This is a genomic window from Thiohalorhabdus sp. Cl-TMA (genome assembly GCF_041821045.1).
Taxonomy (GTDB): Bacteria; Pseudomonadota; Gammaproteobacteria; order Thiohalorhabdales; family Thiohalorhabdaceae; genus Thiohalorhabdus; species Thiohalorhabdus methylotropha.
This window is the reverse complement of the sequence record NZ_JBGUAW010000002.1, coordinates 1-11,462: the sequence shown is the minus strand read 5'-3', so window position 1 is coordinate 11,462 and position 11,462 is coordinate 1. Positions and strand designations below refer to the sequence as shown.

At 64.6% G+C, this 11,462-nt stretch carries 11 protein-coding genes, 4 tRNA genes and 1 rRNA gene; all 16 read right to left on the bottom strand.

The features are described from left to right. Nucleotides 1-33 precede the first annotated feature (33 nt). Nucleotides 34-4,104, bottom strand: coding sequence for a DNA-directed RNA polymerase subunit beta (rpoB, locus tag ACERLL_RS02185; RefSeq protein ID WP_373654425.1), 4,071 nt, complete (start codon nt 4,102-4,104; stop codon nt 34-36). A gap of 233 nt (nt 4,105-4,337) precedes the next feature. Further along, the gene (gene rplL / locus ACERLL_RS02180; protein ID WP_373654424.1) at nt 4,338-4,712 is read right to left on the bottom strand and encodes a 50S ribosomal protein L7/L12; all 375 of its coding nucleotides are present in this window, start codon (nt 4,710-4,712) and stop codon (nt 4,338-4,340) included. A 47-nt stretch (nt 4,713-4,759) separates the two neighbouring features. Beyond that, complete coding sequence (rplJ, locus tag ACERLL_RS02175) at nt 4,760-5,284, bottom strand: 50S ribosomal protein L10 (protein ID WP_373654423.1); 525 nt, start codon at nt 5,282-5,284, stop codon at nt 4,760-4,762. A 191-nt stretch (nt 5,285-5,475) separates the two neighbouring features. Next, entirely contained in the window at nt 5,476-6,171 is a 696-nt protein-coding gene (gene rplA / locus ACERLL_RS02170) for a 50S ribosomal protein L1 (RefSeq protein ID WP_373654422.1), read from the bottom strand. 9 nt (nt 6,172-6,180) lie between these two features. Next, the gene (rplK, locus tag ACERLL_RS02165; RefSeq protein WP_373654421.1) at nt 6,181-6,609 is read right to left on the bottom strand and encodes a 50S ribosomal protein L11; all 429 of its coding nucleotides are present in this window, start codon (nt 6,607-6,609) and stop codon (nt 6,181-6,183) included. 59 nt (nt 6,610-6,668) lie between these two features. Next, on the bottom strand, nt 6,669-7,202 hold the full coding sequence (gene nusG / locus ACERLL_RS02160) for a transcription termination/antitermination protein NusG (protein ID WP_373654420.1): 534 nt from the start codon (nt 7,200-7,202) through the stop codon (nt 6,669-6,671). 9 nt (nt 7,203-7,211) lie between these two features. Continuing rightward, a complete protein-coding gene (secE, locus tag ACERLL_RS02155; protein WP_373654419.1) occupies nt 7,212-7,541 on the bottom strand; it encodes a preprotein translocase subunit SecE in 330 nt (109 codons plus the stop codon). A gap of 94 nt (nt 7,542-7,635) precedes the next feature. Next, nucleotides 7,636-7,712 (bottom strand) — tRNA-Trp (locus ACERLL_RS02150). A gap of 30 nt (nt 7,713-7,742) precedes the next feature. Continuing rightward, a complete protein-coding gene (rpmG, locus tag ACERLL_RS02145; RefSeq protein WP_373654418.1) occupies nt 7,743-7,898 on the bottom strand; it encodes a 50S ribosomal protein L33 in 156 nt (51 codons plus the stop codon). A gap of 21 nt (nt 7,899-7,919) precedes the next feature. Further along, nucleotides 7,920-9,110 carry an elongation factor Tu gene (gene tuf / locus ACERLL_RS02140; protein WP_373654417.1) on the bottom strand — a complete coding sequence of 397 codons (1,191 nt, stop codon included), beginning with the start codon at nt 9,108-9,110 and terminating at the stop codon, nt 7,920-7,922. Between the two features lie 51 nt (nt 9,111-9,161). Next, nucleotides 9,162-9,237, bottom strand: a tRNA-Thr gene (locus ACERLL_RS02135). 110 nt (nt 9,238-9,347) lie between these two features. Then, a tRNA-Tyr gene (locus ACERLL_RS02130) sits at nt 9,348-9,432 on the bottom strand. Nucleotides 9,433-9,483: 51 nt separating this feature from the next. Further along, nucleotides 9,484-9,559: transfer RNA gene (locus ACERLL_RS02125), tRNA-Thr, on the bottom strand. 36 nt (nt 9,560-9,595) lie between these two features. Next, nucleotides 9,596-10,351 carry a type III pantothenate kinase gene (locus ACERLL_RS02120; RefSeq protein WP_373654416.1) on the bottom strand — a complete coding sequence of 252 codons (756 nt, stop codon included), beginning with the start codon at nt 10,349-10,351 and terminating at the stop codon, nt 9,596-9,598. Next, complete coding sequence (locus ACERLL_RS02115; protein ID WP_373654415.1) at nt 10,348-11,175, bottom strand: biotin--[acetyl-CoA-carboxylase] ligase; 828 nt, start codon at nt 11,173-11,175, stop codon at nt 10,348-10,350. Before ACERLL_RS02115 ends, ACERLL_RS02120 begins: the two co-directional genes overlap by 4 nt. Nucleotides 11,176-11,243: 68 nt before the next feature. Further along, nucleotides 11,244-11,359: ribosomal RNA gene (gene rrf, locus ACERLL_RS02110) — 5S ribosomal RNA — on the bottom strand. Nucleotides 11,360-11,462 lie beyond the last annotated feature (103 nt).

Below are 11,462 nucleotides of genomic sequence, written 5' to 3'. Positions count from 1 at the left end.
CCCCGTCGGCCCCACCGCCAATGCGCGCGCGATCTACTCCAGCTCAACGTCGATGGCCAGGGCCCGAAGCTCCCTAAGCAGCACGTTGAAGGATTCGGGGATCCCGGGCTGGAATTTGTCGTCCCCCTTCACCAGGGACTCGTAGGCGGCGGTCCGCCCGGCTACGTCGTCGGACTTGATGGTCAGCATCTCCTGCAGGGTGTAGGCGGCACCGTAGGCCTCCAGCGCCCATACCTCCATCTCGCCGAACCGCTGGCCGCCGAACTGCGCCTTGCCGCCCAGCGGCTGCTGCGTGACCAGGGAGTAGGGGCCGGTGGAGCGGGCGTGGATCTTGTCGTCCACCAGGTGATGGAGCTTGAGGATGTACATGTAGCCCACGGTTACCGGCCGGTCGAAGGCGTCCCCCGTGCGGCCGTCGTACAGGGTCACCTGGCCGGAATCCGGCAGGTCCGCCTTGCGCAGCATCCCCTTGATCTCGCCTTCGCTGGCCCCATCGAACACCGGGGTCGACATGGGGACGCCACCGCGCAGATTGCGGCCCAGGTTGCGGATCTCGCCGTCGTCCATCTCGGCGAGTGCCTCGCGCTCCTCGTCGTGGTCGTAGACCTCGTTGAGGAAGTCGCGGACCTCCTTCATCTCACCGCCATTGTCCAGCATCCGGCCCACCTGCATGCCCAGGGCCTTCGCGGCCCAGCCCAGGTGGGTCTCCAGGATCTGTCCGACATTCATCCGGGAGGGCACACCGAGCGGGTTGAGCACCACGTCCACCGGAGTGCCGTCGTCCAGGAAGGGCATGTCCTCCTGCGGCATGATCTTGGAGATCAGGCCCTTGTTGCCGTGGCGCCCGGCCATCTTGTCGCCGGGCTGCAGCGGCCGCTTCACGCCGACGAACACCTTCACCATCTTGAGCACCCCTGGGGAGAGCTCGTCGCCGGAGGTGAGCTTCTCGCGCTTTTCCTCCAGCCGCTGTTCGAGCAGCTGCCGCTGCTCCTCCAGGTGCTCGCGAATCTTGTCGACCTGGTCATTGACGGTTTCGTCCCGCATGCGGATCTCGAACCAGCGCTTGCGGGACAGCCCTTGCAGGTACTCGGAGGTGACTTCGCTACCCGGCTCCAGATTGGGCCCGCCATCGGCCACCTTCCCCACCAGCAGGTCCTCGAGCCGCGCGTAGGCGTCGTCCTCGACGATGCGGTGCTGGGTCTCCAGATCCTTTTGCACCCGGGCCAGCTCATCCTCCTCAATGGCCTTGGCGCGGCTGTCCTTTTCCACCCCTTCGGAGGTGAACACCTGCACGTCGATCACCGTGCCGTACACGCCCGTGGGGGCGCGCAGGGAGGTGTCCTTCACGTCCGAGGCCTTCTCGCCGAAGATGGCGCGCAGCAGCTTTTCCTCCGGGGTGAGCTGGGTCTCGCCCTTGGGGGTGACCTTGCCCACCAGGATGTCGCCGGGATTGACCTCCGCACCGATCCGCACCACGCCGGCCTCGTCCAGATCGCCGAGGGCCTCCTCGTTGACGTTCGGGATGTCCCGCGTGATCTCTTCGGCGCCGAGCTTGGTGTCCCGGGCCATCACCGAGAAGGCCTCCACGTGGATGGAGGTGAAGCGGTCCTCCTGCACCACCCGCTCGGAGATGAGGATGGAGTCCTCGAAATTGTATCCGCCCCAGGCCATGAAGGCGGTCATCATGTTCTGGCCGAGGGCCAGCTCGCCCATGTCCGTGCTCTGGCCGTCGGCCAGCACGTCACCCGCCTCGATCCGCTGGCCCTGGTGGACCAGGGGCTTCTGGTTGATGCAGGTGTTCTGGTTGGAACGGCTGTACTTGATCAGGTTGTAGATGTCCACGCCGGGCTCGCCGGGGGTGGTCTCGTCGTCGTTGACCCGGACCACCACCCTGGAGGCGTCCACCGATTCAACCAGTCCGCCGCGCCGCGAGGCCACCGCGACGCCGGAGTCCACCGCAACGCGCCGTTCCATGCCGGTACCCACCAAGGGCTTGTCGGCGCGGATGGTGGGCACCGCCTGGCGCTGCATATTGGCGCCCATGAGCGCGCGGTTGGCGTCGTCGTGCTCCAGGAAGGGCAGCAGCGAGGCAGCCACGGAGAGGATCTGCTTGGGCGAAACGTCCATGTACTCCACCTGGTCCGGCCGGGCCAGGGTGGATTCGCCCCGGTGCCGGCAGGAGATCAGGTCGGCTTCAAGCTGCCCGTCATCGCCCACCGGCGCGTTGGCCTGGGCGATCACGTAGTTGCCCTCCTCGATGGCCGAGAGGTAGTCCACCTGATCGGTGGGCATGCCGTTTTCCACCCGCCGGTACGGCGTCTCCAGGAAGCCGTAGCGATTGGTGCGGGCGTAGCTCGACAACGAGTTGATCAGCCCGATGTTGGGGCCTTCCGGCGTCTCGATGGGGCAGATCCGGCCGTAGTGGGTGGGGTGCACGTCCCGCACCTCGAAACCGGCCCGCTCCCGAGACAGCCCCCCCGGTCCCAGCGCGGAGACCCGGCGCTTGTGGGTCACCTCGGAGAGCGGGTTGGTCTGGTCCATGAACTGGGAGAGCTGGCTGGAGCCGAAGAACTCCTTGATGGCGGCGGAGACCGGTTTGGCGTTCACCAGCTTCTTCGGCACCAGGTCGTCGGCATCGGCGAGCGCCATCCGCTCCTTGACGGCCCGCTCCATGCGGACGAGGCCGATGCGGAACTGCTCACCGGCAAGCTCCCCCACCGAGCGGACCCGCCGGTTGCCGAGGTGGTCAATGTCGTCCACATCCCCGAAGCCGTTCTTCAGGGAGATGAGCGTCCGCATGACATCGATGATGTCCTCGGGATCCAGCGTCCCGGGCCCCTCATCGGACTCTCGGCCCACCCGGCGGTTGAACTTCATGCGGCCCACGGCGGACAGATCATACCGCTCGTCGTTGAAGAACAGATTATTGAACAGATTCGCCGCCGTCTCTTCCGTGGGCGGCTCACCCGGCCGCATCATGCGGTAGATCTCGATCTGCGCCTCGGACTGGGTATTGGTATGGTCCAGCCGGATGGTCTCCGACATGAACGGGCCGCGATCGATCTCGTTGGTGTAGATGGTCTCGAACTCGGTTACCCCGGCCTCCCGCAGCCGTTCCAGGAGATCCTCGGTAACCTCCTCGTTGGCGCTGGCCAGGAGCTCCCCGGTTTCCGTGTCGGGGATGTCGTGGGCCAGGACCTTGCCGAGCAGGATGCCCTCCGGAACCTCGACGGACTGGATGCCCGCTTCTTTCAGCTGGTTCACCCGACGCCGGGTGACCTTCTGCCCGATGGCCACCAGGGGCTCCCCACCCTCGGGATCCTCCACCTCGAAAGGCGCTTTCATGCCCTGTAGCCGCTCCGGCACCAGGGTCATGCGGATGCCGCTGCCCTCCATGCGGAAATGCTCGCGCTCGAAGAACAGGTCGAGCATCTCGGCGTTGGAGTAGCCGAGCGCCCGCAGCAAAACCGAGGCGGGCAGCTTCCGCCGGCGATCGATCCGGACGTAGAGGTGGTCCTTGGGATCGAACTCGAAATCCAGCCAGGAGCCCCGGTATGGAATCACTCGGGCGTTGTGCAGCAGCTTGCCGGAGCTGTGGGTCTGCCCTCGGTCATGCGAGAAGAACACGCCGGGGCTGCGGGTCAGCTGGGAAACAATTACCCGTTCCGTACCATTGACGATGAACGTCCCGCGCTCGGTCTGCCAGGGGATCTCCCCCAGGTAGACCTCCTGCTCCTTGATGTCGCGCACGGCCTTGCCGCCTGTGGCCTCATCCTTGTCGTAGACAACGAGACGAAGCTTGCAGTGGAGAGGCCGGGAAAAGGTCAGGCCCCACTGCTGGCATTCGCGAACATCGAAGGAAGGCTCGCCGAACTCGTAGCCGGCGTACTCGAGCGAAGCCTTTCCGCTTTGGTCTTCGATCGGGAAAACGGAGCGGAATACCTCCTCCAGGCCGTCGTCCAAACGGTCTTCGGGGCCGCGCCCGGCCTGTAGAAACCGTTGGTACGATTCAACCTGCGTCTCCAGCAGGTACGGCACCTCCCTAATGGTGGGGTTCTTGCCGAAATCCTTCCGGATCCGTTTTTTTTCGGTGAGCGAGTACATGGCTACTCCTACGGGAGTGGAAGGCACGCGCCGTCGCGGGAACGGGCAGTAGCCGCTTCACGGCCCCATCCATCGCGCGGATGGCGGGACGAGCGGCGGTCAACGCTTCGCAGGGCCCCGAGTCCCGGTGGCCGGCGACTCGAAGGCGGTCATTCAGAAACACAGAAGGGCTGGCGCCCCGTGCGGGCCGCCAGCCGCTTCAACCGGTTGCGATAACCGGAGACTTCGGAGGGTTACTTCAGCTCCACCGGGGCGCCGGCCTCTTCCATCTTGGACTTGATGTCCTCGGCCTCTTCCTTGGAAGCGCCTTCCTTGAGGGTCGCCGGCAGGTTCTCGACCATCTCCTTGGCCTCCTTCAGGCCCAGACCGGTCACCTCGCGGAGCACCTTAATGGTCTGCACCTTCTTCTCACCCTCGCCGGTGAGGAGGACATCGAACTCGTCCTGCTCGGCGGCAGCCGCCTCGCCACCACCGGCGGCGGGAGCGGCAGCCACGGCGGCCGGGGCTTCGGCGGATACGTCAAACTTCTCCTCGATGGCCTTAACAAGCTCAGACAGCTCGAGGACAGTCATGTTCTCGATAGCGCTCAGGATTTCTTCCTGGGACATGATGCGACTCCCTTGCGAAAATTAGGAAATGCAAACGGTTTGGGCGGTTAAGCGGCTTCGCCTTTCTGGTCCCGAACGGCGGCCAGGGCTCGCGCAAACTTCGCCGGGACGGCATTGAGATCGCGCGCCAGCTTCGTGATCGGGGCGTTCAGGCCCACGGCAAGCTGGGTGAGAAGCGTGTGCCGATCAGGCAGCTGCGCCAGCGCCTCAAGGTCCTGGCCACTCAGGGTTTTGCCCTGGAGCACGCCCGCCTTGATTTCCAGGTCCTGGTGGTTCTTGGCGAACTCGGTAAGGACCTTGGCCGCGGCCACGGGATCCTCGGTGAGGGCCATGGCCGTGGGGCCGGAGAAATGCTCGGCGAGGGGCTCCAGGTCCGTCCCGTCCACGGCCCGCTTGGCGAGGTTGTTCTTCACCACCTTGAAGTACACGCCGTTCTCGGTGAGCTCGGCGCGCAGGCTGGTGACCTCGTCCACGGTGAGGCCGCGGTAGTCGGCGAGAATGGCCGCCTGGGCGGCCTCCGAACGGGCACGCAGATCAGCGACTACCGCCTTTTTCTGCTCCAGGTTCAGCAATGCTGATCCCCCTACTCGGTTTTGCGGCCCGCCCGCCATTCCCCCCAAAAGTTTAGGGAGTCGCGGACGGCACCGCCGTCTCGGCAGGCCGGTGGTTTAAGCCCGGTCATTCCGGGCACCTGCGGTCTTCGACGGCCCAGAATATTCCGGTGCCGTCGCATCGCCCCGGCGAGCCGGGGCTTCACATCGCCCTATACGCGGGCGAAAGAGGTGTCCACCTGGATCCCGGGACCCATGGTGGAGGAAATGCTCACTTTCCGGAGATACTTGCCCTTGGCGGCGGCGGGCTTGGCCCGGACCAGGGCATCCGCCGCGGCCTTCAGGTTCTCCTCCAGCGCCTCTTCCCCGAAGCTGGCTCGGCCGATGGGCAGATGCACAATACCGCCCTTGTCAGCGCGATACTCCACCTGGCCAGCCTTGATCTGGGCAACCACGTTGGCCAGGTCATCGGTCACCGTACCCACCTTGGGGTTCGGCATCAGGCCCCGGGGGCCGAGGATCTGCCCGAGGCGACCTACCACGCGCATGGAGTCCGGGGTGGCCACGGCGCGATCGAAGTCCGTCCAGCCGGCCTCGATCTTTTCCGCCAAGTCCTCCAGACCCACGTGGTCGGCCCCCGCTTCCTGGGCCTCTTCCGCTTTAGCGCCTTCGGCGAACACCACCACCCGGGTGGTCTTGCCGGTGCCGTGGGGAAGAGTGACCGTGCCGCGAACCATCTGGTCCGCCTTGCGGGGATCGATGCCCAGGTTGAAGGACGCGTCCACCGACTCGTCGAAGGATACCTTGCTGGTACTCTTGGCGAGCTGTACCGCCTCCGACAGGTCGTAGGCGTGGCCTTTTTCAACCTGCTGCTTCAGGTCCGTTATGCGCTTTCCTTGCTTGGCCATGACGCCCTCCTAGCCTTCGACCTCGATACCCATGGACCGGGCGGTGCCCTTGATCATGGTGGCCGCGGTGGCCAGGTCATTGGTGTTCAGATCGGGCAGCTTGGTCTGGGCGATTTCTTCAACCTGCGCCTCGGAGACCTTACCCACCTTGTTCGTAAGCGGGCTGGAGCTCCCGCCCTTGAGTCCGGCCGCCTTCAGTAGCAGGATCGAGGCCGGCGGGGTCTTGGTCACGAAGGTGAAGGACTTGTCGGAGAACACGGTGATCACCACCGGCACCGGCAGTCCCTGCTCCAGCTCCTGGGTCTGGGCGTTAAAGGCCTTGCAGAACTCCATGATGTTGAGGCCGTGCTGCCCCAACGCGGGACCCACCGGGGGGCTAGGCTGCGCCTGGCCGGCGGGTACCTGCAGCTTGATGTACGCTTCGATTTTCTTCGCCATGAATCACTCTCCGAGAGGCCGCGGCATCCGCGGCTTGGAATGGCTCCCCCGTTTGGGTATCAGGCCTTCTCGACCTGATTGAACTCCAGCTCGACCGGGGTGGGTCGACCGAAGATGGTTACCGAGGCCTGGATGGTGCTCTTGTCGTAATTGACGTCTTCCACCACCCCGTTGAACCCGGAAAAGGGACCGTCGATAACATGAACCGCCTCGCCCACGGCGAAGGTGACCTTGGGTCGCGGCTTCTCCATGCCTTCCTCGATCTGCCGCAGAATGGCTTCCGCCTCCTTTTCCGGCAGAGGGTGCGGCTGGCCCGCCTTGCCGCCCACGAATCCGGTAATTCGCGGGACATCCTTCACCAGATGCCAGGTGTGCTCATCCATCTCCATCTCGATGAGCAGGTATCCGGGGAAGATCTTGCGCTCGGCGGTCCCCTTGTTGCTGGAGGTCACGTCGACCACCTCCTCGGTAGGGACGAGGATCTGCCCGAAGGAATCCTCCATCCCGGCCTGTCGGATAGCTTCCTCCAGCATGGCCTTCGCCTTTTTCTCATAGCCGGAATAGGCATGGACAACGTACCAGCGCATGGCCATTGCGGCCTCCTAGCCCATTACGTAGCGGACGGCGGAAAAGACGACCCAATCCACGATCCACAGAAAGGCCCCCACAAACAGCACCATGCCGATGACCACGGCGGTGGTCTGCAGGGTTTCCTGCCGGCTGGGCCAGACCACTCGGCTCAGCTCCACCCGGGCTTCCCGGATAAAGCGACGCAGCTGGGAGAACTGCTCGGTGGTGTAGTAAATACCCCCACCGGCAACGCCTCCGATCAGGATACTGGCGTACCGAGCCCATTCCCCCTGGCCCGCCAGGACCTGGCCTCCGAGAAAGTAATAACCGAGCACGCCCGCCGCGAACACGGCGACGGCCACAGTAATTTTCGCCTTATCGGTCATAAAAGGGGCCCGGGTTGGTACGGGGTGCTAGGCGGAAGGGAAGATTGGCTGCATCCCATAAAGAAAAAAATGGCAGGCCAGGAGGGATTCGAACCCCCAACCTACGGATTTGGAGTCCGTTGCTCTGCCAATTCGAGCTACTGGCCTGCAAAACGGTGCAAGGCGGCGGACCGCCTGCTATTTGATCTTGTCCTCGCGGTGCTCCGTGTGCGCGCGGCAGAACCGGCAGAACTTGCGGAACACCAGCTTGTCGGGGGTGTTCCGCTTGTTCTTGTCACCGGTGTAGTTGCGCCGGCCACACTGCCCGCAGGCTAAGCTGTACAGTTCACGCATGAGCTTCCTCGGCTCCCCGGACTACTCCAGGATTTGGGCGACCACGCCGGCGCCGACGGTGCGGCCGCCCTCGCGGATGGCGAAGCGCAGGCCGTCTTCCATGGCGATGGGAGCGATCAGGCTGACTTCCATGGTCACGTTGTCGCCGGGCATCACCATCTCCGTGCCCTCCGGCAGGGTGCAGCTGCCGGTGACGTCCGTGGTCCGGAAGTAGAACTGCGGCCGGTAGCCCTGGAAGAACGGGGTGTGGCGGCCACCTTCTTCCTTCTTCAGGATGTAGACCTCACCCTTGAAGCGGGTGTGCGGGGTGATGGACCCGGGCTTGGCCAGCACCTGGCCCCGCTCCACGTCCTCCCGCTTGATGCCCCGCAGCAGGCAGCCGACGTTGTCGCCCGCCTCGCCCTCGTCGAGCAGCTTGCGGAACATCTCCACGCCGGTCACCGTGGTCTTCGCGGTGTCCTTGAGGCCCACGATCTCCACCTCGTCGCCGGTGTGGATCTTGCCCCGCTCCACCCGGCCGGTCACCACCGTGCCGCGCCCGGAGATAGAGAACACGTCCTCGATGGGCATCAGGAAGTCCTGGTCCACCGGCCGGTCCGGGGTGGGGATGTACTCGTCCATGGCGACGGCCAGCTTGTTGATGGCCTCCTCGCCGTGCTCGCCGGTGTCCCCCTCCAGGGCCTTCAGCGCCGAGCCCACGATCACCGGGGTCTCGTCGCCGGCAAACTCGTATTCGTCGAGCAGCTCGCGGACTTCCATCTCGACGAGCTCCAGCAGCTCCTCGTCGTCCACCATGTCCGCCTTGTTCAGGAACACCACGATCTGCGGCACGCCCACCTGCCGGGCCAGCAGGATGTGCTCCCGGGTCTGCGGCATCGGGCCGTCCGCCGCCGACACCACCAGGATCGCGCCGTCCATCTGCGCCGCCCCGGTGATCATGTTCTTCACGTAGTCGGCGTGCCCCGGGCAGTCCACGTGCGCGTAGTGCCGGTTGGAGGTCTCGTACTCCACGTGCGCCGTGGCGATGGTGATCCCGCGCTCGCGCTCTTCGGGGGCGTTATCGATGTCCGAGAATTCCCGGCTCTCGCCGCCGTACTCCGAAGACAAGACCTTGGTCATGGCCGCCGTCAGGGTGGTCTTCCCGTGGTCCACGTGACCAATGGTGCCCACGTTCACGTGCGGCTTGGTGCGCTCAAACTTCTCCTTGGACATCGACTAAACTCCCCTTCGAGGATCGTGCGCCCTAATGCCTATACAAACGAATGGTGCCCACGCTCGGACTTGAACCAAGGACCTCACCCTTACCAAGGGTGTGCTCTACCGACTGAGCTACGTGGGCAGTGAATCGGCCTCCGTACCAGCTTGCCGCGATACGCCGCTTCTCGCCAGCCGAAGGAAATCCGCCGATGACCGCTGGCCATCGGCGAACATGGCTTTCGCCCGTTTGTTTGGTGGAGGGGGGAGGATTCGAACCCCCGAAGGCTGAGCCGGCAGATTTACAGTCTGCTCCCTTTGGCCACTTGGGTACCCCTCCAGCGATGGGAAGCATGAAACGTTAATGGCCTCGGGCCGTAATGTCAAGGGCTGGAGCTGGCGACAGGAGTCGAACCTGCGACCCGCTGATTACAAATCAGCTGCTCTACCAGCTGAGCTACGCCAGCAAAGACAGATAGAATACCGAAACTTTCCGCGGCTTCTCAAGGGGCGGGCGAGCGGTTTCCAGCCAGGAGCGCGATTCCCTCCAGGGTAAGGTGAGGGATCCGCTCCGCGATCCCGGCCACCTGACCCTGCAACCGGCTGCCGCCGCCTCCGGTGAGGATCACCGGCAGTGGCACGGATACCGCGTCCCGGGCCCGCGAAATCAGCCCTTCCACCAATGCCGGATATCCGTGGGCCACCCCCGCGGATATTCCCTCCGCGGTGGAGCTGGCGAGCATGGGGCCCGCGGCGTCTGGCAATCTGCCCTGTAGGCGCGCGGCATGCTCACCCAAGCCCCGCAGCGCCACCTCCGGGCCCGGGAATATCGGCCCTCCCCATAAAACACCCCGTTCGTCCACGATTTCCATGGTCAGCGCGGTACCCACATCCACCACGGCCACTGGCCCCCCGTAACGATGGTAGGCGGCAGCCGCGTTGGCGTAGCGATCCACACCAAGCTCCTCCGGCATTGTGTAGCCCACCCTTATGTCGGCGGAGAGGCCCGGACGAATTTCCAGGACTTGCAGCCCCATTTCCCGGATTAGCGTCCGCAAATCCGGATCGACTTTCGGTACCACGGAGCACACCCCGGCTACCTGGACCTCTTCCAACCCCGGGGCCTCCTGGAGCAATCTTCCGAGACTGCCGGGCAAACCGGTACAGTCCGTGGGCACCCGACCGCACCATTCCATGCCTTCCCGACCGAATACCGCCACACGGGTGACGGTATTGCCAACGTCAACGGCAAGGATCACGTTCCACCTCCTGCGTCTGCGCGCAAGGAAATTTCACCGGCGGCGAAGCGCTTTTCCCCCTCTTCCGTACGCACCCGGATCCGGCCGTGGGCATCGAGCCCTTCGAAGACTCCCGCATCGCATCCGGCTTCCAACAGGACTTCTACTCGGGCACCGAGCCACAGGCCCCTGGCCAGCCAAGCCGCATGGACCCCTTCCGGACCCTGGTTTTGCATGGCCTCCATCCGAGCCTGGATGGTCCTGAACAGGGCGCCTATCAACCGATTGCGGTCCAATTGATGGCCGAGGATTTCCGACAGACAGCCGGGCTCGGTGCCACCGGGATTTATCACCCGGGCGTTCACGTTCAGCCCCAAGCCGATAACGGCGCCATTTCTTTGCCTCCCCGTCGAGGAGGCCTCCACCAGGATCCCGCCGACTTTCCTTTCGCGGGTATCCAACAGGTCATTGGGCCATTTGAGCCACAGGGCGCCCCCCGCCGCCTCGACGACCTCCGCCACTGCCACGCCTACGAGCAGGGGCAGCCAAGGCATCAGGACGGGGGAGGGCAGGGGGGTCAGCAGGGATAAATACAGATTGCCGGCGTGCGCGGAGTGCCAAGTCCTGCCGCGCCGCCCCTTTCCGGCGGTCTGATGTTCAGCAGCGGCGATCACCGGAGGCTCCAGCCCGGTCTCCGCGAGCTCGCGCAGCCGGACGTTCGTGGAATCCACTTCTTCCCACAGCCGAATTTCCGGAGGTGGCCCGCCTCGCCCTTTGACCATCGCAGCGATCACCGACGACCGCAACCTGTCCTTACGGTCCTCGGCCAGGCGGAAATCGTGCATGGCGCCGAGCCCATTCCCTGTTCGCAAAAAAAAAGCCCCCGGGGGGACCCCGAGGGCTTGGCGAAAATGCCTGGCGGTGACCTACTTTCGCACGGGGAGGCCCCGCACTATCATCGGCGCGCCGCGTTTTCACTGCCGAGTTCGGAATGGGATCGGGTGGTTCCCGCGGGCTATGGCCACCAGGCAAACCTGGAAAGTGCTGAATTCGGAGTACGAGCGGTGTTTGGCGCCTGCAGGCGGCGGATACACCGTTGCTTGGGTGTTATATGGTCAAGCCGCACGGTCGA

Bases quoted from the DNA above. Each gene is read 5' to 3' on its own strand.
- rplK (WP_373654421.1), bottom strand. From the start codon at position 6,609: ATGGCGAAGAAAATCGAAGCGTACATCAAGCTGCAGGTACCCGCCGGC.
- rplL (WP_373654424.1), bottom strand. From the start codon at position 4,712: ATGTCCCAGGAAGAAATCCTGAGCGCTATCGAGAACATGACTGTCCTC.
- ACERLL_RS02115 (WP_373654415.1), bottom strand. From the start codon at position 11,175: ATGCACGATTTCCGCCTGGCCGAGGACCGTAAGGACAGGTTGCGGTCG.
- rplA (WP_373654422.1), bottom strand. From the start codon at position 6,171: ATGGCCAAGCAAGGAAAGCGCATAACGGACCTGAAGCAGCAGGTTGAA.
- nusG (WP_373654420.1), bottom strand. From the start codon at position 7,202: ATGGCCATGCGCTGGTACGTTGTCCATGCCTATTCCGGCTATGAGAAA.
- rpoB (WP_373654425.1), bottom strand. From the start codon at position 4,104: ATGTACTCGCTCACCGAAAAAAAACGGATCCGGAAGGATTTCGGCAAG.
- tuf (WP_373654417.1), bottom strand. From the start codon at position 9,110: ATGTCCAAGGAGAAGTTTGAGCGCACCAAGCCGCACGTGAACGTGGGC.
- rpmG (WP_373654418.1), bottom strand. From the start codon at position 7,898: ATGCGTGAACTGTACAGCTTAGCCTGCGGGCAGTGTGGCCGGCGCAAC.